At 47.2% G+C, this 22,369-nt stretch carries 33 protein-coding genes; all 33 read right to left on the bottom strand.

The genetic code is table 11. The features are described from left to right. Window positions 1-34 precede the first annotated feature (34 nt). The gene (locus tag B9N86_RS04355; RefSeq protein ID WP_208917933.1) at window positions 35-1,459 is read right to left on the bottom strand and encodes a deoxyguanosinetriphosphate triphosphohydrolase family protein; all 1,425 of its coding nucleotides are present in this window, start codon (window positions 1,457-1,459) and stop codon (window positions 35-37) included. A 115-nt stretch (window positions 1,460-1,574) separates the two neighbouring features. After that, a complete protein-coding gene (locus tag B9N86_RS04350; protein ID WP_208917932.1) occupies window positions 1,575-2,354 on the bottom strand; it encodes a glycoside hydrolase family 73 protein in 780 nt (259 codons plus the stop codon). Beyond that, complete coding sequence (locus B9N86_RS04345) at window positions 2,341-2,790, bottom strand: phage holin family protein (protein WP_208917931.1); 450 nt, start codon at window positions 2,788-2,790, stop codon at window positions 2,341-2,343. The genes B9N86_RS04350 and B9N86_RS04345 overlap by 14 nt, the downstream gene beginning before the upstream one ends. A gap of 312 nt (window positions 2,791-3,102) precedes the next feature. Next, window positions 3,103-3,369: a phage holin family protein gene (locus B9N86_RS04340; protein ID WP_208917930.1), complete on the bottom strand. Its 267-nt coding sequence runs from the start codon at window positions 3,367-3,369 to the stop codon at window positions 3,103-3,105. 409 nt (window positions 3,370-3,778) lie between these two features. Beyond that, the gene (locus B9N86_RS04335; RefSeq protein ID WP_208917929.1) at window positions 3,779-3,916 is read right to left on the bottom strand and encodes a hypothetical protein; all 138 of its coding nucleotides are present in this window, start codon (window positions 3,914-3,916) and stop codon (window positions 3,779-3,781) included. Window positions 3,917-3,935: 19 nt separating this feature from the next. Continuing rightward, window positions 3,936-4,241, bottom strand: coding sequence for a hypothetical protein (locus B9N86_RS04330; RefSeq protein ID WP_208917928.1), 306 nt, complete (start codon window positions 4,239-4,241; stop codon window positions 3,936-3,938). Window positions 4,242-4,256: 15 nt separating this feature from the next. Next, entirely contained in the window at window positions 4,257-5,144 is an 888-nt protein-coding gene (locus tag B9N86_RS04325) for a hypothetical protein (protein ID WP_208917927.1), read from the bottom strand. Window positions 5,145-5,223: 79 nt separating this feature from the next. Further along, window positions 5,224-5,400, bottom strand: coding sequence for a hypothetical protein (locus tag B9N86_RS04320; protein WP_208917926.1), 177 nt, complete (start codon window positions 5,398-5,400; stop codon window positions 5,224-5,226). Further along, a complete protein-coding gene (locus tag B9N86_RS04315; protein WP_208917925.1) occupies window positions 5,400-5,792 on the bottom strand; it encodes a hypothetical protein in 393 nt (130 codons plus the stop codon). The genes B9N86_RS04320 and B9N86_RS04315 overlap by 1 nt, the downstream gene beginning before the upstream one ends. 17 nt (window positions 5,793-5,809) lie before the next feature. After that, window positions 5,810-6,367 carry a hypothetical protein gene (locus B9N86_RS04310; RefSeq protein ID WP_208917924.1) on the bottom strand — a complete coding sequence of 186 codons (558 nt, stop codon included), beginning with the start codon at window positions 6,365-6,367 and terminating at the stop codon, window positions 5,810-5,812. After that, on the bottom strand, window positions 6,367-6,675 hold the full coding sequence (locus B9N86_RS04305; RefSeq protein ID WP_208917923.1) for a hypothetical protein: 309 nt from the start codon (window positions 6,673-6,675) through the stop codon (window positions 6,367-6,369). Before B9N86_RS04305 ends, B9N86_RS04310 begins: the two co-directional genes overlap by 1 nt. Continuing rightward, window positions 6,676-7,359 (bottom strand): phage tail protein, encoded by a 684-nt coding sequence (locus tag B9N86_RS04300; protein ID WP_208917922.1) that lies wholly within the window; start codon window positions 7,357-7,359, stop codon window positions 6,676-6,678. Between the two features lies 1 nt (window position 7,360). Beyond that, window positions 7,361-7,918, bottom strand: coding sequence for a YmfQ family protein (locus B9N86_RS04295; protein WP_208917921.1), 558 nt, complete (start codon window positions 7,916-7,918; stop codon window positions 7,361-7,363). After that, the gene (locus B9N86_RS04290) at window positions 7,915-8,973 is read right to left on the bottom strand and encodes a baseplate J/gp47 family protein (RefSeq protein WP_208917920.1); all 1,059 of its coding nucleotides are present in this window, start codon (window positions 8,971-8,973) and stop codon (window positions 7,915-7,917) included. The genes B9N86_RS04295 and B9N86_RS04290 overlap by 4 nt, the downstream gene beginning before the upstream one ends. Beyond that, window positions 8,966-9,379 carry a DUF2634 domain-containing protein gene (locus tag B9N86_RS04285; protein WP_208917919.1) on the bottom strand — a complete coding sequence of 138 codons (414 nt, stop codon included), beginning with the start codon at window positions 9,377-9,379 and terminating at the stop codon, window positions 8,966-8,968. Before B9N86_RS04285 ends, B9N86_RS04290 begins: the two co-directional genes overlap by 8 nt. Then, entirely contained in the window at window positions 9,376-9,672 is a 297-nt protein-coding gene (locus tag B9N86_RS04280) for a DUF2577 domain-containing protein (RefSeq protein WP_208920083.1), read from the bottom strand. Before B9N86_RS04280 ends, B9N86_RS04285 begins: the two co-directional genes overlap by 4 nt. 6 nt (window positions 9,673-9,678) lie before the next feature. Then, a complete protein-coding gene (locus B9N86_RS04275) occupies window positions 9,679-10,644 on the bottom strand; it encodes an XkdQ/YqbQ family protein (protein ID WP_208917918.1) in 966 nt (321 codons plus the stop codon). Window positions 10,645-10,656: 12 nt separating this feature from the next. Then, entirely contained in the window at window positions 10,657-11,376 is a 720-nt protein-coding gene (locus tag B9N86_RS04270) for a LysM peptidoglycan-binding domain-containing protein (RefSeq protein WP_208917917.1), read from the bottom strand. A gap of 1 nt (window position 11,377) precedes the next feature. After that, on the bottom strand, window positions 11,378-13,267 hold the full coding sequence (locus B9N86_RS04265) for a phage tail family protein (protein ID WP_208917916.1): 1,890 nt from the start codon (window positions 13,265-13,267) through the stop codon (window positions 11,378-11,380). A gap of 197 nt (window positions 13,268-13,464) precedes the next feature. Next, complete coding sequence (locus tag B9N86_RS04260) at window positions 13,465-13,887, bottom strand: phage tail assembly chaperone (protein WP_208917915.1); 423 nt, start codon at window positions 13,885-13,887, stop codon at window positions 13,465-13,467. Window positions 13,888-13,938: 51 nt separating this feature from the next. Beyond that, a complete protein-coding gene (locus B9N86_RS04255) occupies window positions 13,939-14,397 on the bottom strand; it encodes a phage tail tube protein (protein ID WP_208917914.1) in 459 nt (152 codons plus the stop codon). Between the two features lies 1 nt (window position 14,398). After that, window positions 14,399-15,718 carry a phage tail sheath family protein gene (locus tag B9N86_RS04250; RefSeq protein ID WP_208917913.1) on the bottom strand — a complete coding sequence of 440 codons (1,320 nt, stop codon included), beginning with the start codon at window positions 15,716-15,718 and terminating at the stop codon, window positions 14,399-14,401. Then, the gene (locus B9N86_RS04245) at window positions 15,719-15,892 is read right to left on the bottom strand and encodes a hypothetical protein (RefSeq protein ID WP_208917912.1); all 174 of its coding nucleotides are present in this window, start codon (window positions 15,890-15,892) and stop codon (window positions 15,719-15,721) included. Further along, the gene (locus B9N86_RS04240) at window positions 15,889-16,323 is read right to left on the bottom strand and encodes a phage tail terminator family protein (RefSeq protein ID WP_208917911.1); all 435 of its coding nucleotides are present in this window, start codon (window positions 16,321-16,323) and stop codon (window positions 15,889-15,891) included. The genes B9N86_RS04245 and B9N86_RS04240 overlap by 4 nt, the downstream gene beginning before the upstream one ends. A gap of 207 nt (window positions 16,324-16,530) precedes the next feature. Then, on the bottom strand, window positions 16,531-16,704 hold the full coding sequence (locus B9N86_RS04235; RefSeq protein ID WP_208917910.1) for a hypothetical protein: 174 nt from the start codon (window positions 16,702-16,704) through the stop codon (window positions 16,531-16,533). 15 nt (window positions 16,705-16,719) lie between these two features. Further along, complete coding sequence (locus B9N86_RS04230; protein ID WP_208917909.1) at window positions 16,720-17,121, bottom strand: hypothetical protein; 402 nt, start codon at window positions 17,119-17,121, stop codon at window positions 16,720-16,722. Next, entirely contained in the window at window positions 17,118-18,200 is a 1,083-nt protein-coding gene (locus B9N86_RS04225) for a tail fiber protein (protein ID WP_244562940.1), read from the bottom strand. The genes B9N86_RS04230 and B9N86_RS04225 overlap by 4 nt, the downstream gene beginning before the upstream one ends. A 1-nt stretch (window position 18,201) precedes the next feature. Next, on the bottom strand, window positions 18,202-18,753 hold the full coding sequence (locus B9N86_RS04220; protein ID WP_208920081.1) for a YmfQ family protein: 552 nt from the start codon (window positions 18,751-18,753) through the stop codon (window positions 18,202-18,204). Window positions 18,754-18,760: 7 nt separating this feature from the next. Continuing rightward, window positions 18,761-19,915, bottom strand: a complete 1,155-nt coding sequence (locus B9N86_RS04215) for a baseplate J/gp47 family protein (RefSeq protein ID WP_208917908.1) — start codon at window positions 19,913-19,915, stop codon at window positions 18,761-18,763. Further along, window positions 19,915-20,373 (bottom strand): DUF2634 domain-containing protein, encoded by a 459-nt coding sequence (locus tag B9N86_RS04210; protein ID WP_208917907.1) that lies wholly within the window; start codon window positions 20,371-20,373, stop codon window positions 19,915-19,917. Before B9N86_RS04210 ends, B9N86_RS04215 begins: the two co-directional genes overlap by 1 nt. After that, the gene (locus B9N86_RS04205) at window positions 20,366-20,755 is read right to left on the bottom strand and encodes a hypothetical protein (protein WP_208917906.1); all 390 of its coding nucleotides are present in this window, start codon (window positions 20,753-20,755) and stop codon (window positions 20,366-20,368) included. The genes B9N86_RS04210 and B9N86_RS04205 overlap by 8 nt, the downstream gene beginning before the upstream one ends. Next, complete coding sequence (locus B9N86_RS04200; RefSeq protein WP_208917905.1) at window positions 20,748-21,725, bottom strand: XkdQ/YqbQ family protein; 978 nt, start codon at window positions 21,723-21,725, stop codon at window positions 20,748-20,750. Before B9N86_RS04200 ends, B9N86_RS04205 begins: the two co-directional genes overlap by 8 nt. Continuing rightward, a complete protein-coding gene (locus B9N86_RS04195; protein WP_208917904.1) occupies window positions 21,722-22,363 on the bottom strand; it encodes a LysM peptidoglycan-binding domain-containing protein in 642 nt (213 codons plus the stop codon). Before B9N86_RS04195 ends, B9N86_RS04200 begins: the two co-directional genes overlap by 4 nt. Window positions 22,364-22,369 lie beyond the last annotated feature (6 nt).

The following is a 22,369-nucleotide window of genomic DNA, read 5'->3' as shown; positions in this document are numbered from 1 at the left end:
TCATGGATTCTCCTTTTCCCCGTTGTCCTCTGCACTAATCCAGATCATAAATGGAGCCTACCTTAAGTCCATATAATTCATTATAGATCTTCTCCGCGTAGGCATCGGTCATCCCGGCAATATAATCGATAACCATGTGTTCCCAAGTCCAAATGGGATTGGGCCTTTTCTGGTCTGCTTCATACCGGTTGAGCCAATCGGACGGAATAATGGCTTTGGAAGCGACCGGATCTAGGAATGCGTCCCACAGCCGCTTAATCACCCATTCACTGCGTTTTTGCAGCCGCTGGACCCGCAGATCGCTAATCATGGTGACCCAGGCAAAGCTTTTCAGCACACTCACGGTGCGCAGCATATCCTCATCCTCTACGCCATCTTTTACAAAGGTTACCTTCTTCCAGTCTCCGTCCGGAATGACGCCCAGGCTACCCACAAACAGACTGACCCAGTAGGCTTTTACCTCTCGGCGTGTACGGGAATAATCGTTCTCGCACACCGGCATTTTCTCTTTCCATATCCGCAAAAAGTAATCCAGCACTTGTACCACCTTGGGTTCTACTTGCTCCTTGGTCCAGCCCTTCCAGACCTCGTCCTCCAAGGTCATAATCTTCTCTACAATGAGCCGGTTGAGATGGCTGTCGCGCAGAAAATGTTCGTGAACCTCAATTTTGCCGGCTTTGATCCCGTCCTCCAGATCATGTGCCGAGTACGCAATATCGTCACAAAGATCCATCAGCTGAGCTTCCAACGTCTTTTTTTCGTCCGGAATGCCCCATTCCTTGCGGATCTGGGAGATGTATTCCCATTCATGACGGTACATGCCCTTGGGATTCACAAGACCGGAAAACGGATATTTATTAATGCCGAGCAGCACCGCGTCGGATAGGTTGAGACCGTTCACGTCTTCTCTTTTTTCCAAAAACATGATCAGGCGAAAATTGTGCGCGTTGCCTTCAAAATGCTCATATTTCTGGCGCATGGACTGCTGAATGTTTGCAGCCTGCTCCGGTGTAGGAATGCCCGGCAATCGTGTCAGTTCCTCTTCCGTCTTTTGGTCGATCAACCGTTCCAAAATGCCTTGCAGCACTTCCTCTCCCTTGTGGCCGAATGGAGGATGACCGAAATCATGCGCTATCGAAGCGCACTCTACGACCTCGGAATCAATAATTAGTCCGGCGTTATCAGCGGCTTCCGGAAGCACCTCCGGATATGAACGAGCTAGGCTTCGTGCCGCTTCGCGGGCGATCTGGGCTACTTCCAGAGAATGAGTCAGCCGGGTACGGTAATAGTCTCCTGTTCCGGCCCCGAATACTTGGGATTTCCCCTGTAGGCGCCGAAATGTTGGGGAATGAATCAGCCGGGAATAATCCCGTTCATACACTGCCCGGGAAGCATCCACCTTCGTCTTCTCGGGATACTGCCGATGCTCTCTAAGCTCCTTCAATTTGGTCGTTTCCATGCTGCTCACTCCTATTTATCTGTTTCTTTCATTCGCACTTCGCGTTTATTTCATACATTATAAGGCATCACAGCATGGAAACGAAAATAAGGAACTTTAATTGGAACGATTAACTTCATTTAGTGCCGTCCAACAGGCCGAGTCGGTAAAGAACGGTCATCGCCCGGTAGAAATCATAACTGCCTTCTTTGCCTTGTATCACGCCAGCTTTTATGGCAGCTTGGAGCGCAGGCTCCGCCCAACTTGGTACAGACTCGGAAGTATGGAGATTCTGTAATGACTTCACCGTATTTTGCAGCTGATTGATTTGAGACTCCTGTTTCTTCGTTTGCGCAGCCTGGTTGTCCGTCAGAAGACGTACCTGATCTCTCAGTTTTTGTACTTCGGCAGTCAACGCTTCGATTTTCACAATATCCTCCTCCTTTACTTGTCCTTGCAGATCATATTGGTTAAGATCATACTTCTCTATAATAGAAATAAGTTTTTGCGGATAGCTTGGGTCGGTTGCATAACCGCCCTTCCATATCGCGGTGGCAGCTGTTTTGTAGTCAGCCCATAGTACGCCGTGATACCGCTTCGGCTTGTCACGCGTCCCATTCAGAATCAGTCGGGTATGGTCTTCTACCGATTCATCCCAGGAATGATATTTGCGAAATTGGGCGTTCGTTGTATAACGCGTCTGTCCCTTGTATTCAACCGTAGGCATCGTAACACTACCAGCAGGGCCTGTACCTTTGATACCAAACAGGTTGTTGGCTTTTTGCGTCAGGCCGCTTTTGCCCCAATTGGACTCCAAAATAGCCTGAGCGATGGTTAAAGAGGCCGGAACGCCGTAGCGACGCATGTCCTCTACTGCAATAGGTACAAGCTTGGCTATAAATTCATGAGACTTCATTTTTGTTTTCCTCCTTTCGTTCAATGTTGATCTCTTCCTCTGATTTCGTTTGGAAGACTCCTACTACTTTACGCAACGATTGCGGGATAGGAACCCCCATTCGCCCGACGTTCTCAATAATAGACAAGAGTTCATTGGCCAAATAGAAGAATGTCACCGTATTTTGAAAATAGTTCATCTCTCCAAGTACCTGATCGATGAGGTGAGTAATCGCGATAATAAGAAAGATCGTCATTTTTCTGGCAATTCCGATATAGCCGATCCGGCTCCGGAGTTCTCCGTTCATCCAAGCCGCCGCCCATCCGGTCAGCCAGTCGACAATGACAAACCACAACAACAAATGAAGTAGCAGCGACCAGCCGCCCCAGAAATACCCGGTCACGGCCCCCGCGCCCGCCATGAACATCTTAAACAACTGGCTGATGTGCTCATACATATACTTTCCTCCTTTGGTGGGTGGGATTTTTCAAACTGGGTAGAGATAAGGGATTTTAAATTGATAGAAACGCAATGATGGGGTGAAAATTTTGTCAGTCAGATAGCTGTAAGAAATTGAGTACTAAACCTTGAGCTTTGATGTCGGCAAGATCGTCTTGCTTGAATTGCAAGATTTAGCAGTTGTTCCTCTTAAAAGCAAGGCGTGAAAAATTAAAAGAGCCCGGGTATGCCGGACTCCAATAACTGAAACTATTTTATTGAATAGTCTGAGGATTCACTTAACTTGCACTTTTACGAGATTTGCTGCTCACTAGCCGTTAACTCCATTTTTGGCTTGCTTTACAGCCTGATGACCGAAAACCGCAAATGCTCCAGCAAGTATACCTTGGATCAACGCCTCAACACTCCAGCCAATCAGGCCAACGGTTAATGTCACAGCTAGTACTAAGACAATGTACACAATACTCCAATCAGGTATCTTCGGAGTTTTTTTCAAGATGAAGCCGATAACCCAACACGCTGACACGACGATAAGCAAACGCGGATCAATAAGTTCGAAAATCATGTTCCACTCCATATATACACAACCTTTTTATTTATTGCTGATAACTTATTACAATCCATACGGCCTAAATATCTCTTAAATAGATCCTGTAAACGACACACCATAAAAGGTGCTAACTTAAACTCATTTCTAGCATCAGCTTTCTTATCAAAGATTCTCAGTGCTTCTTCTGCTTTGCGCTTCGCGTCCTTAGCTGTTTCTTAAACATTATCTAATGTTGCAGCCAAAGCACTTAAAGGTCGCTTTAGTGTTTCTTCAATAAGAGCAAGCCGCATCCGGATTTCTGTTACAAAGCTATAATCAGGTTTAGGCACTGTTCTCACCCTTCGGATTGCTCCATTCAATTTCCCCCTATCTATAAAAGAAGCCCCCGGATAACCGAGGGCAAAATAAAAACGCCTTGTGGCGTTATCTGTTTACTTTATGCTGTTCCGTTTACTACATCTGTTACAACTGCTTTGAGGTTGAACAGTACAGGAACTTGATCTAGCTTGTATGTCCCTACCATAACCAAGCTAACCCAAACCTTTACCAGACCGCTGTCTTTTGTAAATGTCATGATGTATCACCTCCTTTCGTTAAGGTGTTGGCATTGCGATCATCATTGTTAATTCTGCTATCGCTTGTTTCAGTTCTGCGTTTTCTTGCTGTATATCTGATACTTGGGCTTCGATTGTCTCCGGGACGTAGTAGTCATAAAACAACCCTTCATCAAGGTGTATTTTAAGTACTGGCACCATTCCGGGAATATTGTCCGGGTAGATCATTAGAGCGTCGTCGCCCATATCAACAATGTGCTGGTATTCCCGATCAGTATCTCGGCGTGAAAGAATCTCAGTCACCCTGCCGACCTTGACGTTCTCAGGTTGGTACACTATGTGCATATCATTTAAACCTCCTTAAGTCGTTATGATAAATGCGTTTTGAACCTCAGATGTTATGCTGGGGTAAGTGCCCCCGTATTTTGTTGTAATCAACCTTGCCACAAAACGCAATACACCGGTAGCATTAAAGTTTGAAGTCAGGTCGGCTGTAATTGGGGCGTCTAATGGCTTGGTAACATATGTTATTTTCTTAGCCTGACGATCAATGCTAAAACTAGATAACCCCATACTAAACCTACTTAACGTCATTACTGTTGTCCTACTTAAGATGGCGTACGCTACGTCATTACTATCGATTAGTTCCACAGTAGCTGTATACGTTCCTGTCTCAAGCACTGTAAATTCCGACCAAATAGCAGCGTCAAGTTTAAGCTGTGTTGTTGATAACGGCGCCGTGTACACATCGGCAAATTTCGAACTTGCGGGAATCTGGAAAATATCTTGAACTAAGAATGGGATAGGTTCGTCAAAGTTCTGTTTTGGCATAGACTTATTCACGATAGTCCTAGTCGGTAGAACCAATGTTCCCGTCACAATCCCATTTTCGGTGCCAATAGTTTTACCAGCGGCTACATCGGCGGCGGTAGCTGTTCCGTACTCACCCCCTTCACCCTGTAAGATAAAAGCCGATCCATCCCGGAACAGTGTATAGACACTAGCGTATAACTTTGCGTTATTGCCATTCGCATTTTTAATAGGTAATGCTGTATCGTTATTGATTTTGAGTGTCGGAGCTGTAGAGCTTGCTGCATTGATCTTAAGCGTGAACTTGGTGTTCGGCTTAACGTCTGCGCTTGTTGTTATGCTGTACGCATTGCCACTATTAGTCGTTGTGCCTAGATGTGGGACAAGGCCCGATGCCGTTGTAGCGTCCATCTCCTGCGCTGTTATTCCCTTTGCCATGTATGTTCATCTCCCCTCCATAAAATATCGTTGTTACCAAGGGCATAAAAAAACACACTCCCAATTGAAAGCGTGTTTGTTATACTGTTTCGATCGGGTGAATATCGCCCGCCTCGTCTACGTTGTATCCTTTTTCCTCCAGCGCAATCTCTACACTTGGTTTGTCTCGCTCCATTACGCTGTTATACGTCCGACCTCCGTCGATAATAACCGTTGCATAAACTCTATGAATGTATTTAACAACTACCTCTGCCATTATACTGTACCTCCCTGTGCGATTAATTCGTAAAGCTCTAACGTTGCGTTATTCGCTTCAACGATCTTGGCGTCTTGCGTCGTTTGGCTTTCGTGTAGTTCCAACGTTGCAGATTGCGCCTCGGTTAACTGCGCTTTTAGATCGGCGTTCTCTTTCTCTAAATTTTGAATTTTCATTTCGATAGTCTCAGGTGCGTAATAGTCATAATAAAGTTCATCGGTTTCCAAGTTGATCATGAGGCGTGAACTCATACCTGGAATGTTTTCGGGATAGATCATCGGTTTATTCCCAATATCTCGACCCGGTCTTGCCCCATCAGATACTGTAGGTATAAAAATAACCTCATTAACTATACCAGTAGAATCAGACTTTTGATCATAAATAATATACATCGATTCAACACCATCCTTTATGTTGTAATAAGAAAAGCCGCATCAATTGTTGCACGCATCTTATTCGTACTTGCTGGATTTGAAGTATGTCTGACCTTCACTTTTATTTGTCCAAATGTATTAAAGATTGAGGGTATAGTGTAGACATCTTGGACAGCCTGACCCCCATGTTTGTATGTTCTTACAAAGGTTAATATGCGAGTAGCCCTATCCAAGTGCATTGAAGCGAATCCTAATCCATTATTATACTCGCCTTTACTCTCTAACATATTTCCAGAAAATTTACCACCCTCGTCTTCGAACAATAAACTAACCTTACTGTACCCAGCTCCATTACCACCGTTAGTACTAGCGATCAAAGCGAGGCCGGGCGTGTAATGAGCAGCAGCCTCGCCCACTGAATAAAAGTCAACATAGTTGTTACTAGCTGGGATAGTGAATAGTAGCTGATCACTGACAGTATTACCGGGCATAGGCTCCTCGTACATTTTCGTAATAAACGAACGACTTGTCGTGTTTTGTTCAACCCCACCAAGCCGATAAGCGTCTAAACGATAATTACTAAGTGACGGCATTATACGTCCACCTCGCGTCCAGAAATGTAGTAGTACATAGCTCCGCTTCCAGCCGCAACTGATATTGACTCCCCACCTTCTATGACCTGGTCTAGGAAAGGTATGGTTATTGTATCATTCGCTTTCATAGGGTACGCAAAAATTATAAAAACTCCACCTATAATTACGGTAACGGTTGTTGGCGCTGTTCCGGTTGTTAGTGTTATAGCCTTAATTAAGGCTATTTTATTTGCCGGAACTCGATATACGTCCCCGGACTGATTTACGTTTCTGGACCCGGCCGCAAAACGTTTAATTACGTCTGCCATTTATAGCGCCCCCCATCTAGTAATATTATTGAGAGCTTCTTCAAGCCCAGTGACCCGGTTAATAGGTACGCTGTTCGCCGCCAGTACCGCGCCGTTGATCGATCCGTCCGGGCCGATTGGAACGTTTTTCAGGACTACCATCGTCACCTCAGACGTTGAGGCCACGCCGGAAAGAAGAGTGATCTTCGCCCGCTGCGTGACTTCTCCGGCTTCGTTCCGAACAGTGTTGGTCACGGTGTACTGAGTCGAATCCAATACTGCCCGGTTAATTGCTACTAGCAAGGTGTCGGTGTTGGCGTCGAAAAGATCAAGCGGGATCTCGAATACCTTCTGATTATCGACTGTGGCCGTCACCAATAGCGGGTAGCTGACCAGCTTCGGGATGCCTGTTTCCGTGACCAGGCTGATCTGTTGGTCGGTGTATGACTTCGCCTGAAGAGCAGCGTCACTTACTGCCTTCTCTGTAACCGCCACATTCTCCCGTGTGCCACTCGTTACATTCGATAGCTGTACGATACCCTTTTCGGTTAGAGAGGCATCTGGGATATCCACTTTAATATTACCAACAGCCGCATCGATCTTGTCCCAGTTGTCATTAAGCACGACATCCACGTTAAATGTGTCGTTACCATCGGTTTCACCATTAACCTTATATAAATCTAAATTCGGTGTCTTTGTTGGCATCTCATAAACCTCCTGTCCTTCTAAAAGCCAATTTATTAAATGGTAGTTCCTTTAACTGATTAAAGGTCATTACGTTATTAATATCCTTTACCAGTAAGAACCTAAATTCATAATCTAAGGCCATATGCGCCGGCTTAATATCATCTAAAGCCTTCTCTAGATCATCAAGGTTCTCGGGAATGCCCAGCGTATCGATGAAAGTGATTATGATTTTGTACTCTGCTGGAGACACCGAGACATCTATTCGCCCTCCTTCAAAAGCCTGCGCCACATTTTTCAACATACTGCCCGACACCTTGCCGCTGCCACGCATTTTCGAGATGATCACAGAGCGCCGCTGCTCTACCGGCTTGGAAAGATTCGTAGGAATACTCAAATCCTGTTCATATCTCGATAGTGTCCACGTTGCCGTTTCCGGATAATGCTGATCCAGCATATCCTCAAGACGATCAGCTAAATTGTCCAATTCAGCGCCCTTTGCTGAAGCAATCGATTTCATCTCCGTAATCTCTTGGTAATAAGACGGCAGATAACTTAACCATGCCTCTGTTTTACTCATGTCACGGTCACCGTCCCTAACACAGCTACGGCCTCCGGCTCAATCAGGATACTCTCTACGCCACCATTTATAGTCAGCATTTCATAGTCAATTACCTGTGGCATATCCAGCACCACATTGGCAATCCGGTTATACCGTACCAACGGGTCTACCATAGCTAAGTCCTTCAGATACTTCCGTACCGCGTCCTCAAGTTGTTCTTGAATACCGTCCATGCCTGCTCCTTCTAGCAGGGTCACCTTGACGTCAATATTAATTGGAACTTCTGTAGCTCCTACTATGGTGACAACGGAACCGACCGGGGCAGCTCCCTCACCCATCCCATCTTGAGTCGGATCTACATACTTCTGAACTGCCTCCACAACCGATACCGTGGGCGACCTCATATCATTGTTCAGCAAAACAACCTTAACTGTGCCTGGTCCATTCCACAGCGGAAAAGCCTTCGCCTTTCCCACCCCTGAATTCTCCCTTGCCCACAGCTCGTACTGGTTCCGGTTAGCGCTCGTTACGGGACGGGAAATCTTTTCACGATAACGATCATATAAAGCTTCATCCGACTCGGTATCTTCACCAGGTACCCACAATTCCGAAAGCTCGGCTTTCACAAGTCCATTAATGTAATCTAGCGGCAGAAGAGTGCCAAAACGACGGTTGCCTTCCTTTCCTGTGCTCTCACACTCCAGAACATACTGTCCGGTCTCGACCCTCTTAATCACTTTGTAGTTAAAAGGATCCAGTGAAAACCGACTGCCAAGTGGTACATCCATCGGGACAGCATTCTGTCCGGAAAACAGCCCGAGCAATTGTGCCTTGGTGGCCTGCTTTCGGATAATTCCAGACCAGGCAATACTGCGGTCCAAATATTCTCCCGACGCGGTTGCAGCAAACTTCAGATTCATGGAGTTTTCCAGCTCCACATACATTTGTGCTAATTCGGCAGCGGACGGGGCTAACGCATCATAAATAATGCTCCCCTCTCTCTTGTCGATCTGATCCGGAATGCGATCCAGCATCCGCTCCAAAATCGTCTCATAGGTCTGCTCCTCAACCATCCTTCGTCATCTCCTTCTTCATATCAAAAGCTCCATACACACTGCGGACTGTAAACTCAGCCATTGCCTGCTCACCCGCAAATGTAATATTCATATCCTCTACCGACAAAATCCGGTCATCTTGCAGCAGCGCTTCCTTAATGTGACGTTCAATTTCGGCATATGCCCATAGCGGATCACGCCCAATGACAGCATCCAACTCTTGCCCATAGTCACTGCTGTAGATTAAATGTTCAAAACGACGGGTCTGAAGCATTTTGGCTACCGCCTGTTTGATCGCCAAAAGCCCATCAACTTGTCCTGATATCGTTCCTTCTTCCAGGTTCAATCGATACGTCAGACTAGGCTGATCTACGTATTCTGAAATCTCACTTTCCGGCAAAAGCGTTCCTCCCTGCGGAATCATGACGGCTTCACCAGCCGATCCAGCACAAGATACGTCTGCCCGCCCTGATAACGAACCAACAGTACTGTATCACCTGTTTTCAGACCCTCACGGATCACATATTCTTCACCGCCGATGTTCAGCTTGTACTCCGTCATGGATTCCCCAACAACTAAAAAATCCTCCGTCAGGCTGAAACGCTGGTCCACGTTCACCTCAAGAGGATTTTGAGAAGTTACGATGCCATAGAGCACCGCCATTGGATTCGTGCTACCTACGGCGCTCAGGCTCGCTTTTTTAATAATATCCAGCATCATTCGTTACACCACCTTCATATTCAGCGACATCGTATGGGTGCCATTGGAAAACTTATGCGTGCACTCGTCAATCAGATACGGTTTTAAACCTTCACCGGGAAGATTTACGTAAATCGTATTTCCGGCACGGACTCGCAAGTCTCCAATAGCCTCAACCGACAGTGTCTGTTCCTCCCTGTTTTTCAGCTCCAACAAGTTTTTAGCAAGTTCTTTCAACTGTGCAGGGTTCATGTTTTCGTCTGCCACTTCATACAGAGAAAGAAGCCCCCATTGAGCGATATTCTGCCCATGCTGATAAAGGTACACATCCCGCTTTCCGGTCTCCTTGTTGTCCCGAACGACCTTGATCCGGTTGTACGTCTCATTGTCGATACTCTTTTTGTACGAAAAATCCGTCATCAGGCTGTCTTCTCCGATGGCCAGCATAAGCAGCATTTCATTGATGTTTTTTAGCGTCAGCTCTCCGAACTGATCGTAAAACATGTAATACTGTCCAGTGGCGATCAGCGTAGCATCGAGCCCTTTGGAAATCGTATCAATCAACTTTTTATTGTCTTGCAGCATGGAGGGTATCGTATGCTTGGTATCCGTCAGCTCCCCCGTTTTCAGATTGTAATCCTTGGCAATTTTGCGAATGATGTCCTCCACCTTAACATTCTCGAAACGGTACGTTTCATTGCTTGATAGGTATCGAACTTGATCATAAGCCATCAGCTTCACTTGGGCATCGGCTCCCCATTCTTTTGAGAAGACGTATCCATAGAACAAATCCTTGTTGTCCTTCCGAAAACGCACGATATCGCCGTTTGCCACATCAAACTTCTTACTCTGTGCCAGTCCATCATTTACAAATGTTATATCCAAGCTCGCCGGCTTCGCCTGACGACTTGTCTTCCATGTAATATCCGTGACAACTTGTCCCAGATCCCACACGCTTCCATTTTTTCGATCCAGCATAATCTCGATCACGTGAACACCCCCTTACGGAATCTTAAGAACCCGGCCCACAGCAAGCTTCCGAACCTCATGATCCTTGATTCCGTTCAACTTCTGAATCTCCGCATGACGTGAACCGCTGCCGAGTAGCTTTTGAGCAATGCTCCACAAAGAATCGCCCTTGGCTACCGTATAGGAGGTCGGTTTTTTTCGATCATCGGGTCTGATAATCTTCTTCACTGAAGTTGATAATTTCCCTTTTACAGGTACAACCTTACGAGCTCCATAAAAAACATAACGTTTTAATGTGATCGAAAATTCTATATCCTCCGGCGAACCGGAAGCTGTGTTCCAATCAAAGCTTTCAATGGAAGCAGCCATATTGATACCAAAAGTTTTCATCGCTCGCACTACATTGCCTTTATCCGTACCGCTGAGCGGATCCGGGACCAAGCCGGTCAGAACGAAGCGGACAGGTTTCCTGCTCTCCATCCATTCCTTGATCTTGTTCACATAATCAATTGGAAGTTTGAGTTCGCCCTTGGAGTCTAAATGAACAAAGGGATACATTCGGCCCGGAAAAAAGCTGTTAAAAGATATTTCCGTTAACTTCGGATATAGAATCGCATTGATTTCACCAAGACCTGCCACCGTATAAGATTTGCCGTCACCGCTGTCCTTGACGTTAATTTTCTCCGGATTAACCGGAAAACGAAATACTTCCTCCTGATTGTTAAAGCTCAGGAATAATCCATATTCACTCATATTACAAATAAACCCCCTCCGCACTGGATACAAACTGCTCTTCAAGCGTTCGGTTAATTCTGGACATGATCGTATCCAGATCCGCACCGGAGTTAATATCCCCTGTCGTCATTTGCACGGTTGGCGTTAACGTGATCATGTTGCTGATCGCATTGACTTCAGCCAAATCCCGCATGACTTTAAGGTCCTCGCTCGCCACGTCAACCGAATTGTCTACTTTTCCAATGGAGTCAATGCTGCCTCCCGCCGGAGATACAGGCACAGGTGTTTTAGGCATTGGAGCGCTAGACATCGGAACATTAGATGGTACAACGCCCGAAGTTGTTTTAGGGTAGGAAACATCCGGCCCGGTCTTACCTTCGTTAAATTGTTTTAGTAGGTCATTATTATCTTCACCCGTATCTATTTTAGGCATAAACTTCTTCTTCAGATTATCCATTGAAAAGTCCTTAATCGCATCCTGTCCAGCGTCCTTGAAATTGGAATAATCTGCTCGATATTCAATTAGGGCAATCTCCTTTGCATTAACTCCAAGTAAATCCGCAAAAAAACCGCTAATTTTGTTAATTCCAGTCAGTGCACCGTTAATGACCTTAATCACGGTATTAACTGTATCTTGAGCAAAATTGACAATAGAACCAAAGGCGTTACTGAAGGCTTGCCTCACGCCCTCCGAAGCTAACATTAAGGATAAAATCACAGTGACAATACCAATAATCAGAGAAATAATCCGCATAAACGGATTCGCATTCATCACTGTCCATAATCCTCTAAAAGTTGTAGAAAGAGTATTAATACCAGTTGAGAATAAAGTTGATATGACTTTACCTACTGTAAAAATGCTTATCAACAGCAGAATTCCAGCTATTAATGGGTACAATACAAACCCCACGGATGAAATAACATTCTTTAAAAACTCCCACGCCGGAGGCACAATTTCGGCAATCCACAAAAACATCTGCGCTATAAAAGCTAAGCCAATCGAAATAGCCTGAATAAACGGATCAAAGCTTCCTGAATCGAAGGCCGTATTCAGCATTTCAAGAAGCGGCGCAAGCGCCTCAAGTGCCCCGGTTCCCATTTGGGCAAATGAGCTGTTCACATTCCCAAGAAGCTGCTGCCATTGATTGAGCGGAGTGTCCAGCATCGTATTTAACCCTTCCTGTGTCATCCCTGATTTCTGCAGCAGCTGATCCATAGACACCAGGAACGCGGCAAAATTCCCCCTCGACGCCTGAACCTCATTATTAAACTCATCCAGATGACCTTCAGGAATGTTGAATTCCTCTGCAAGGGCTCCCGTATCGCCGCGCATGGCCCCCATAATGGCAGCGGTTGCGTCGGAGGAGCTTTTGTCTCCCGGGGTCAGCTTACTTAGCCTTGCTGCAAAGTTATTCAACTCCGATACTTGATCCGAGTTCTTGGTCATCGACATGAATGACAATGCATTGTTCATTGTTTCACTGACATCCATCCCTGTGCGGAGCGCGTCCTGCTTGAATTTATCAAACATGGCTGTGCCCACTTCTGGATTCCCTACCCGAACCTTCATCAGATCCTCAAGAGCTTGTTCTTTAGCAGCTGGAACAATCATCATCTCTGCAACGAACTGCATTGCACCTTGTACTTTCTTTAAACCCGAGAACACTTGGCTTAATAGACCAGCCTCTTGAGTCCCTGCTTGTATGGCATCATTCAAACTTTGTTGTTCATCTGCTGCTTTTCCAATTTCAACGGATACATCAGTGAAATGATTTTCGAGGATATTAACATGTTTGTTGACGACAATCAGGTTATTGATCAAAGTCGGTGATAAACTGGCTTCAAGAGTTATCGGTTTTATTAAGTTTTGTTGCTTAACCAATGCTGTAGGTTCTCTTAGTGCAAGCATAAAAACCTCACCCCCTTCATTTCAAATCTATTTCCGCTTTCGAATCCGCACCTGCTTCTCTTTTTCCACTCGCATCGAGATCATGGCATAAATGGCGGCCCGTTCCCGGGCCGACATCGCCATGAGTTGATGAGGGAGGATATGCAGTTCATGGAGGGCATAATACGCGTAGTTCGCGTCACCATCGCCCTCTTTAATTAGTTTTTTACTTCATCCACCAAGTCGTTCATGTCCCGGTCAAAGCCGTTGAGCGCCTGTACACGTTCACCGAGCGCAGCGAATTCGCCAGGCAGTAGCATTTTGCGGAGAAGGGATTCGGCGCCCAACACACCGTAAGATTTTTGAAGATCGCTATTTTTCAAGTCCGGGTATATAACACTTGCTATCATCAGCTTCGCCATGTAGTCATTCGGGTCAATCTCCGGCGTAAACACCCCGTTCTTGCCCTTCACCTTACGTGTCGCGGCTTTACGGCATTCCTGGTTCTCTTCCTCCGTGATACTGCGCAGCTTCCAAGGTACTGGACTTCCCTCTGCATCCTTAAAACGAACAGAGACCACGAATTGCTCCGTGATCTCCGCAGACGACTGACCTGCAAAAAACATACTAAAATCGCTCATTTAACTTCCTCCTCATCTTTCTTTACACATTGTTTATTCAAGATTTTCCAATTAAGACAATGCACTGAACGGCGTCTCGATCCGCACATTTTCGAAAGTGAAGGCCACTTCTTCTTCCAGCGCCTCTGCTTCTGTGTCGAGGGAAGCCATAATAACACTGTCCAGGTTCACGCCTTCCAAAATAACGGTCTGACGCCCTGCTGAAGAACCCGGATCTTCGTTGCGCACTTCGATCATGAAATACGCGTCCTTGCCGGACTGAATGTATTCCATCATCAGCTCGCGGAAGAGCGAAGTCACATAATAAATGGTCATGGTACCGCTGCCCTTCCAGCCAATAGCTTTATGCTGAACGGCACGCTGCCCCATCATTTTCAGCTCTGCTTTTTCTTTTTCCACGGTAGCTTCCAAGGTTTTAATATAGAACATTTCCTCCATACGCTCGCCTATTTTGACGAATGCCTTACCCTCTTGTCCAGAAATCGTGTCACTTGCCCGCAAAAATGCCATCTTAGACCACCTTCACTTTCATATATACTTTTTCAATTGCATCCACTGGCTGTACCTTAATATCCACAAACAACACGTCACCTTCTGAGCCAGGTGTCACCACAATATCCTCGTTGGCGTTAAAATTCTGGATCGCACCAATATGTTGCAGGGAAGTAAAGTACGCAGCGCATTCTGCCCAGAACAAAGTACGGCCGTCCACATTGTTGTCTACTTTGCCGATATAGGACTTCTCAAAAAGGAGCTTGAGATCATTCGCAATGCCGTCCAGCACGCGGACCACTCGGTTTTTGGAAAAATGACGCGCCTTCGCCGGCTCAATCGATGTAAAGGAGTTAATATCCTGCTCGACCACGGCTTTTCCTCCGCTGTAGCTAAACAGAAACTCACCATTTGTGAGCGCAGCTTCAATCTCCGTATGACTCATACGAATATCGGTATCCACCGCTTCATCATAAGCCGCATACGTAAGCGATTCATTGATGGCTGCCGCAGCCGTCGCTCCGGTAACCCAGGCAACAGCCTTTACCTTGTCAATCACTGTTCCGTCGCTCAAAATAACACCGTTCTTCACACTGATAATACCTTCGTAATCCGCAACCGGATAATCGGTCAGCACAGCTTGTACCTTTTTGCCTTCCTGCTCGCGAAGACGCTTGATGAATGCGGTATATAGTGACTTCAGCGTTGCATCCGATGAAAGCAGCCCGACGGTTTGGAAATCCTGCACTTCCAGTGCTGCCAGAAAATCCACATGCTCCTGATTTGTCACCGTTCCGTTCGCGCCGCCAGTCAGAGAAAATCCCGCCGTTGCCGCCAGATCACCCGTTTCAGGTGCAAATTCCACGTACAGATTCGATTTCAGATCTTCTGCACTGGACACAAGCTGCTTGTTGACGACTTTGCCGTTCAGCAGGGTGCTGACCACGAACTTGCCGGTATCATCCACAGCGTTCTCGATTACGATTTGGATATCGTTACCGCGTTCACCGCCATAGCGTGCGTTCACCTTAAGCCCTGCAGCCGTACCAGTTGCCTGAGTCCCGCTATTCAAGCGGTAAAGTAGCAACGTACCTGCACGTTTAAGAACTTCCTTTACAGCGAGCAGCTGTGGAGCAGTCACATCATACCCCAATACCTCAAACAGGTTTGTGCCCGGTGTTACTGTGATCATCTTCTGCGGTTCACCCCATGGCAGAGACAAGCCCAGTGCTGCAATCCCCCTCTCTCCTACGCGTCCAATCGGCTGCTCCTGCGATGAGATTTGGGTGTATACACCCGGTCTTACTTTATTTGGTGTTGTCCATGTTCCTCCGGCCATTTAAATGACCTCCTTTTTCAAATATGTTTTTAACTGTTCCTTAGCTTGCAGAACGGTGTACGTTTTGCCTTCTTCAAGAATGGCACTCAGTACATCCTTCTCACGGTTACTGAATTGATTGGATTGTGCCAGTTGATGTTTGCTAAACGCTGCTGCTGTTTCCTTTTTACTCATTTCAATCCGCCTCCCTGTTTAAATGTTTGCATTTTCATGCCTGTCTCTTCCTGATCTGATGTCATCTGAATGACATACTCTGCGCGAAAATATCCATCTTCTGATGGCGTTTTATCTTCCGGTCTCTCCCAAGCTACGGATGAAGCGCGGCATGGTCTGCCGCTGACATCCAGAGATGTCAGGCTCTCCAGTATCTCATCCATGATAGTTGCCACCGGCTTCCCTTCCACTGGCATGTAGACGATGCGGAAACGAAAACGAGCCGCATATCGACTTGTCGATATCGGCTCGAACTCGGCTAGGGTTAGTTCGGTTTGGAAGTATGGAGCTGGTGGTAGTGGGTCGGCATCCTCTTTGGAGATGGGGGAGATATCCGTAAACTTTGTTTGCAAGACTTTTTTCAGAGAAGCCTGCATTTCCTGCACAATCATACTCTACTGCTCCTCTCTTTAACTGGATGTCTGCTATGTTCTTCTCTTCAATTCAGTACAGAAAAATCTCTACAAATAAGAAAGTTCTAATTTTTTTCTAGAATAAATTTCCCATTAAGGGTTACTCCATACAATAATACCTATATCACAAAAAAGACGGCCCTCGAAACAAAATCCCCAAGAACACTTCGAAGCATGATATTGATATTATTTTGTCGGTACAAGATCCGGACGGATGACATACACATAAGCTAAAACCTTATCGAGATCATCTGCCTGCATTGGGTAAGTCGATACGACTTGATCAATAATACCCTCGCCCTCGTTTACGCGAGTAATGTAAGCGTTAGCCACAACACGCACCTGAAAATCTTTGAGCATCAGCAATCACCTCCCTCATGAAAAAAGGATTTCGGTAATCGTCATTTCGACGTCCGAAACCCTACTTTTCAATGATTCATTTTCAGTTTTTAAGGTTGTTAGTTGTTCAGACAATGCTGGACCCGGCTCTTGTGGCGTCCCTGGGTCAATTGGATCACGATACGTAAACATCGGTTCCATCGTATCCATGTCAATGCGGGTAATGCTACCGCCCTCAGCTCGATCGGCTGCGTACGCCCCATACTCCAGTTGGATCATCCCCACCGTCTCCGGTACCCGTTCACGCAAGGAGCGGTACGTTTCAAAGTCTTGTTCTACGGTGGTTTCTACCACCCATCCAGTACGCTCCCCTGTATCTTGAATCACTTCACCTGTTGCTTTCAGATAATATAAGCGTCTGCCGATTGCGTTATTCAATGTCCCCAAGCCTCCCAGTACATCAGATTATTTAGCCAATAGTAATAATAAACGTTAAATCCACTATTCGTGATGAGATTGTCTCGAAGGTTACTCCCAACCCCGGACATCACCCCTCCATCGTAACTCGTGTTCGGGGTCAAAAAACCATAGGCGCTACGGATCGGATCATCGAAGAGAAAACAAACCGTAAAGTAGCTCTCGCTGTTATAATAATCACCGTACAGTTTGATCATTTTGGGTCGAAAGCCCACCCCACTGACGTACACTCTTCCCTCCGAAGCATAGAGACTGCCCGAAGCATACTTGGTGGTCTGGATCAACCCGATTTTATTAGCGAGAACCGTATTCGTATCATTCGCTGAGGCTGCTACCCCTTTACCTGTTATCGCATTGGCTATAACTCGCTTCTCTGCTGTGGTCATTCGTTCAAGGAGACCCGTTACACCAAAGAAAGTCTTGTCCTTTGGCAAATTACCTACTATCAGGTTCGGCTCCCCCTTGATTGTTATCGCGCTTGTATACCGTCCAGCTTCTTTGGTTTGGTCTGCGGTGTTCGGTGTAACAGTACCCCCCGCGCCTCTATCCGGGATGGTTCCTGTTAAACCATTTTCGCTTGCATTACTAAACGTCTTTCCTGCAATTACGTCTGCAACAGTAGCATTGCCCGTCGCCCGGATAACTGCCGCAATTTTTGGTATGAGCTGCGCCCAAGTTTCACTAGTGGATGCCGCTACCCCAATGGAATTGAGCGCGGCAACCACATTTGCTTTTTGCTCAACTCCAAGCTGCTTTCCCGCGAGCGCCTCGTCATACGCCGCCTTCACCGCCTTCTCCGTAGCCGCCACATTCTCCCTCGTGCCGTTCGTAGCATTGGAGAGCTGCACAATTCCCTTCTCCGTAAGAGATGCATCCGGAAGTTCCACATCGATGTTCCCCAAATCCTCCCGGACCTGCCCCACTACCTCATCAATCTTATCCCAGTTGTCATTCAACATCGTCTTAATATTAAAAGTCTCATTACCATCCACCATCGGATCTTTTTTCAGTAGTCCTAAATTCGGTGTGTTATTAGACAACTCAAGCACCTCCTGCAAATTTATTTAATGGTGTTTGTTCCATATCATGTAAGGTCATCACGTCATGAATATCGCGAATGAGCAAATAATTAAATTCATACACCACATCCAAATGCGCTGGCTTGATCTCCTCAATCGCTGCTTTCAAATCGTCCAAATTAGGCGGAATCCCAAGCGTATCTATGAACGTAATAGTGAACGCCCACTCCTGCGGCTGAAAGGATACGTCGACGGTGCCGCCGTCATAGGCTTCAGCAACATTTTTAACGAGACGCCCCGTAAAAGTCCCCGCTCCACGCAGCTTGGACTCAATTACGGCCCGCCGCTGCTCGATTGGCTTGGTGCGATCCGTGGGAATGCCCAGCTCAGTCTCCCAGCGATCCAATCCCCAGGTAGCCGTGCGCACAAAGAACTGGTCAACAGTTGAGTTCAAAGCCTGATAAAACCTGTCCATCTCACTGCCCTTGGCATCCATATCCGATTGCATGACGCGGGAAGTCTCATAATAAGCCGGAAGATAAGAAAACAGCTCACGACCACGCAAGCTGTTCATTTTGGTATTATTCACTAACGCTCACCGTCCCCAACACCGCGACTTGACCGAGGCCGATTTCGATATTTTGCTGCTCGGTGTTGCCGTTAATCGTCAGATCTGCGTAGTCTACAATAATCGGGATGTCCAGCAGAACGGCAGCAATCCTCGTGTAACGCACTAGGGGATCTTTCCGGTTAAACGCGATCTGCTGCAAGTAGGTGCGAACGCCTTCCTCGATCAGCTGCCGGATTTCGTCCAATGTTGAAGGTTGTTCCAAAGTGCGCTGCACTTTAACTGAGATGTTAATCTCCATTTCCTTCGCAGGCATCACGGTGATCACCGGACCTGACGGGGCAACGCCCTCGCCCTGTCCATCTTGAGACGGATCGATATGGCGCTGGACGGCATCCACGATATCCTTGCTTGCAGCACGCTTGTCCGTGTCCAACAGATACAGTCCTACCGTGCCAGGGCCTTTCCACAAAGGAACGACCTCTACTCCTCCAACACCAGCGATTTCATTGGCCCACTGCATATACTGCGCTTTGTTGCCGCTCGTACCCTGGCTACGAACCTTGGCGTAAAATCTTTCTAACAAAGACTGATCCATCTCGGTATCCGTCCCGCTCTTCGTCGGCTCAGGATTCGTAACCGACGTTACGCCGCTAATTGATGTCGACATGAGTTGAATGACACCTGCGGGAACGTTGCCGTTTTTGCCAGGTGTAACAGCCTTGATCGGAGCTGTACCTGTGCCCAAGTCACTGAGCGTAACACCCATCGTTGTAGCATACTCTACCGAGGGTTCCCCGGAGCCTTCATCCGCAGGTGTAGCCACAAAAGTTCCAGCAGGCACCGTCGTGCCCGGTTTCCCCGTAAATACGACACTGCCGGACGAGGCAACAGCCTCTCGCCTTGTGATGCCATGCTCGGCTGCCCTCAGGTCCAGTTCGGCGGAACGAAATTCTGGATTGTCGCTCGCCGCTGTACTCGCAAACCCCCGTCGCAGCAGCTCCTGTGCCCAAAGGGCCGCTTCGGACAGCATAAACGCCACTGGCGCCTGTGCATCCCAAATAAAAGAGCCTTCAGATTTGTCGATGTCCGAAGGCACTTTATCCAGCATGCGGTTCATAATGTTCTCTTCCGTCTGATCCTGCAAATATTGCGGCAAGTCTGCCATTAGATCACCACACTTTCTATAATTTCAGTCTCATCCCGGATGCTTGTAATTTGGCAGCTGAAGTGGCAGGCTTCACCTTCCCAAGTAAAGAGAAATTGATCCACACTCTCCGTGCGCGCATCTGCCAGCAGCGTCTCGGTAACCATGCGCCGGATCTCACTTTCCTGCAAAGCATGGTCGTAGTCGCTCCCGATCAGCTCCTCCAGCTCGCTGCCGTAATCCCGTGAATAGATAAGATGACGGTAACGTGGCGTACGAATGGCTTTTTCACACCAGATTACCCAGGCTTCCTTCTCATCCACAGGCGTAACTTTACGGGTAGGGGACATCACGAACTCACCGACTTCAAAATCATAACGCCAGCTCCGTCCAAAAACAGCCCCGCTTCCCTCCACCATCTCCGGCTCAGACACATCGGTCCAGATCATATCATCCGTCTCAGGAAACAAACTAGCCATGACCATTCACCACCTTACATACCACAACGACGTCATTGCCACTGTTAACCCGAATTGCAAGCACGCGATCTCCCGGTTTTAAGCCTTTCCCCAGCTCAAGACGCGTATCTTCTACTTCACTTTCCTCAAAATCAAACGACATTTCCAGCTGCTTGCCCTCCCAGGTTGTAGTTCCCACAACCGTACGACGGGGCAGAGATAACAAGCCAGGCAGCTCAGCGACCATATAATCCTGGAACTCATGCTTGAAATCATCCAGCTTCAATCCGGTCGATGTGATGGTGCCCAGCACTGCTCCCACTCCGCCCAAAGCTTGACGCGTCTGCTTGTTGAACGAGGCATAGAGGGAAGAGGCCAATTGTCCATAGGGGTCTTTATTCAAGATAAAACCTCCTTTTTACATCGTCATACGTCCCCAGCTCCAGCGACATACTTCCCGGATTGCCCATCTCTCGGCTGATCGAAATCACAATCAGCTTCATGGAGCCTAGCATGACGGTATCTCCGGCACGAATAGTATTGATATCCGGGGCATTTAGAGAAATGGTCTCCTGAATGCCGCGGAGCTTGCTTTTCGCCAGCTGACGGGCGGCCGCGCCGGATTTGACCTCATCGTCCTGAATAATCGCCTGCAGCTGACCGTATTTCTCAATATCCTTTTTCTCAATGGCCAGCACTTTGGAAGGAACCTCTTTTCCGGTCTCGCTTGCCGCTGTTGCCAGCACCTTAACCATGGTAGCAGCACCCTCAAGTGTCCGCGATTGCGTTGTATCCGTTAGCGCCTCGAGGATATACACATCCTTATTACTTCCAAGCTCGTACAGCTCAAGTCCGGATGAGATCATCCGGGGATGATACAGCTTCCCTCCGGCTTTAGCTGTCTCGCGCAGATCGGCAAACATGCTGGCATAAATCGACTGTGTCCGGTAAACGGAACGGCCAAGCTTCTTCTCCGTATCCGGCAAAACGGCAATTTTCAACTCCCAGTCGGCCGCATATTTTTTAAAACGCTGTGTTGCGGTCTGTTTAGCCGGGAACAAATATTCATCCTCCGATTTATCCAGATATACCGTGCGGTCGTACAGCGTCAAGGTCATCCGCTTCACTCCGTTATTCGAAGTTGACACTTCCCAGACAACGGCCGGATGAAGCAGAGGAACGTAATCCTTTTTACCGTAAGGAATACCGCTAATCCGGATCGCCATTCCCGGCTCAATGGGGGGCATATCCGGCGTCACCACCAGGTTGACCGTCCCCTGATAGGCGATTTGCTCCAGCGAATCCCGCAGATTAATAGATTCCACCAAGGGGGACAAATCGTACTTGTCCTGCAAAATCACCTTGTAACTCATGACAGCACCAGCTTCTGCCCGGGCTTGATGGCGTTCGGATTGTTACCGATTACCTTCTGATTCAGCTTGTAAATCTGATTCCATTTGAAGCTGTCCCCCAGCTCCAGTTTGGCGATTTTAGAGAGCGAGTCACCCGGCTTCACGGTATAAGTCTTGTTCTTTTCCTTCATGTCTGTCCGGGGCTTTTTATTCGTTGCAGCTCCCTTGCTTCCGCCTATTTTTGCAACCTTCAACTCACTCCAGGTACGGAGCGTAATGTCAAAATACACATCCCCCGGCTCACCGCCCCGAAAGATCGATTGATGGGAGGATACGAACACAGGTACATTGACCGCCGTCTCGGTAATGATAAAACGCAGTGGGGTTTTCGACGCCAAGAAATCATTCAGCTTATTCATGGCTGTTTGCGGATTAGGCAGGTTTTTCTTGCCTCCCTTGCAGAAAGCTTCGTCGTATTCCTTAGGAAAAAAAGAGGAAAACGAAATTTCCTTAATCTTATTTCCCTGTGGAAAATCGAACTCCCCACGCGACAAAATTGTGGTCGTATCAAAGCCTTTTTGCCGTGAAATCGTGACCTCTTCTGGATTAACCGGGAAAGTAAATCTCTTACCTTTTCCGTCAATCAATCTAAACTCCACGCCGCC

Source organism: Paenibacillus uliginis N3/975, assembly GCF_900177425.1.
Taxonomy (GTDB): Bacteria; Bacillota; Bacilli; order Paenibacillales; family Paenibacillaceae; genus Paenibacillus_AQ; species Paenibacillus_AQ uliginis.
This window is presented reverse-complemented; position numbering and strand designations above follow the sequence as displayed.

Bases quoted from the DNA above. Each gene is read 5' to 3' on its own strand.
- B9N86_RS04295 (WP_208917921.1), bottom strand. From the start codon at position 7,918: ATGAGTAAAACAGAGGCATGGTTAAGTTATCTGCCGTCTTATTACCAA.
- B9N86_RS04310 (WP_208917924.1), bottom strand. From the start codon at position 6,367: ATGCCGTCACTTAGTAATTATCGTTTAGACGCTTATCGGCTTGGTGGG.
- B9N86_RS04240 (WP_208917911.1), bottom strand. From the start codon at position 16,323: ATGATTGTGCAGGAAATGCAGGCTTCTCTGAAAAAAGTCTTGCAAACA.
- B9N86_RS04305 (WP_208917923.1), bottom strand. From the start codon at position 6,675: ATGGCAGACGTAATTAAACGTTTTGCGGCCGGGTCCAGAAACGTAAAT.
- B9N86_RS04325 (WP_208917927.1), bottom strand. From the start codon at position 5,144: ATGGCAAAGGGAATAACAGCGCAGGAGATGGACGCTACAACGGCATCG.
- B9N86_RS04235 (WP_208917910.1), bottom strand. From the start codon at position 16,704: ATGCTCAAAGATTTTCAGGTGCGTGTTGTGGCTAACGCTTACATTACT.
- B9N86_RS04245 (WP_208917912.1), bottom strand. From the start codon at position 15,892: ATGAGTAAAAAGGAAACAGCAGCAGCGTTTAGCAAACATCAACTGGCA.
- B9N86_RS04285 (WP_208917919.1), bottom strand. From the start codon at position 9,379: ATGATTCCGCAGGGAGGAACGCTTTTGCCGGAAAGTGAGATTTCAGAA.
- B9N86_RS04355 (WP_208917933.1), bottom strand. From the start codon at position 1,459: ATGGAAACGACCAAATTGAAGGAGCTTAGAGAGCATCGGCAGTATCCC.
- B9N86_RS04340 (WP_208917930.1), bottom strand. From the start codon at position 3,369: ATGGAGTGGAACATGATTTTCGAACTTATTGATCCGCGTTTGCTTATC.
- B9N86_RS04210 (WP_208917907.1), bottom strand. From the start codon at position 20,373: ATGGCTAGTTTGTTTCCTGAGACGGATGATATGATCTGGACCGATGTG.
- B9N86_RS04280 (WP_208920083.1), bottom strand. From the start codon at position 9,672: ATGCTGGATATTATTAAAAAAGCGAGCCTGAGCGCCGTAGGTAGCACG.
- B9N86_RS04255 (WP_208917914.1), bottom strand. From the start codon at position 14,397: ATGGCATTTTTGCGGGCAAGTGACACGATTTCTGGACAAGAGGGTAAG.
- B9N86_RS04270 (WP_208917917.1), bottom strand. From the start codon at position 11,376: ATGAGTGAATATGGATTATTCCTGAGCTTTAACAATCAGGAGGAAGTA.
- B9N86_RS04290 (WP_208917920.1), bottom strand. From the start codon at position 8,973: ATGGTTGAGGAGCAGACCTATGAGACGATTTTGGAGCGGATGCTGGAT.
- B9N86_RS04315 (WP_208917925.1), bottom strand. From the start codon at position 5,792: ATGTATATTATTTATGATCAAAAGTCTGATTCTACTGGTATAGTTAAT.
- B9N86_RS04250 (WP_208917913.1), bottom strand. From the start codon at position 15,718: ATGGCCGGAGGAACATGGACAACACCAAATAAAGTAAGACCGGGTGTA.
- B9N86_RS04260 (WP_208917915.1), bottom strand. From the start codon at position 13,887: ATGAGCGATTTTAGTATGTTTTTTGCAGGTCAGTCGTCTGCGGAGATC.
- B9N86_RS04220 (WP_208920081.1), bottom strand. From the start codon at position 18,753: ATGAACAGCTTGCGTGGTCGTGAGCTGTTTTCTTATCTTCCGGCTTAT.
- B9N86_RS04215 (WP_208917908.1), bottom strand. From the start codon at position 19,915: ATGGCAGACTTGCCGCAATATTTGCAGGATCAGACGGAAGAGAACATT.
- B9N86_RS04320 (WP_208917926.1), bottom strand. From the start codon at position 5,400: ATGGCAGAGGTAGTTGTTAAATACATTCATAGAGTTTATGCAACGGTT.
- B9N86_RS04265 (WP_208917916.1), bottom strand. From the start codon at position 13,267: ATGCTTGCACTAAGAGAACCTACAGCATTGGTTAAGCAACAAAACTTA.
- B9N86_RS04330 (WP_208917928.1), bottom strand. From the start codon at position 4,241: ATGCACATAGTGTACCAACCTGAGAACGTCAAGGTCGGCAGGGTGACT.
- B9N86_RS04335 (WP_208917929.1), bottom strand. From the start codon at position 3,916: ATGACATTTACAAAAGACAGCGGTCTGGTAAAGGTTTGGGTTAGCTTG.
- B9N86_RS04345 (WP_208917931.1), bottom strand. From the start codon at position 2,790: ATGTATGAGCACATCAGCCAGTTGTTTAAGATGTTCATGGCGGGCGCG.
- B9N86_RS04200 (WP_208917905.1), bottom strand. From the start codon at position 21,725: ATGAGTTACAAGGTGATTTTGCAGGACAAGTACGATTTGTCCCCCTTG.
- B9N86_RS04300 (WP_208917922.1), bottom strand. From the start codon at position 7,359: ATGCCAACAAAGACACCGAATTTAGATTTATATAAGGTTAATGGTGAA.
- B9N86_RS04350 (WP_208917932.1), bottom strand. From the start codon at position 2,354: ATGAAGTCTCATGAATTTATAGCCAAGCTTGTACCTATTGCAGTAGAG.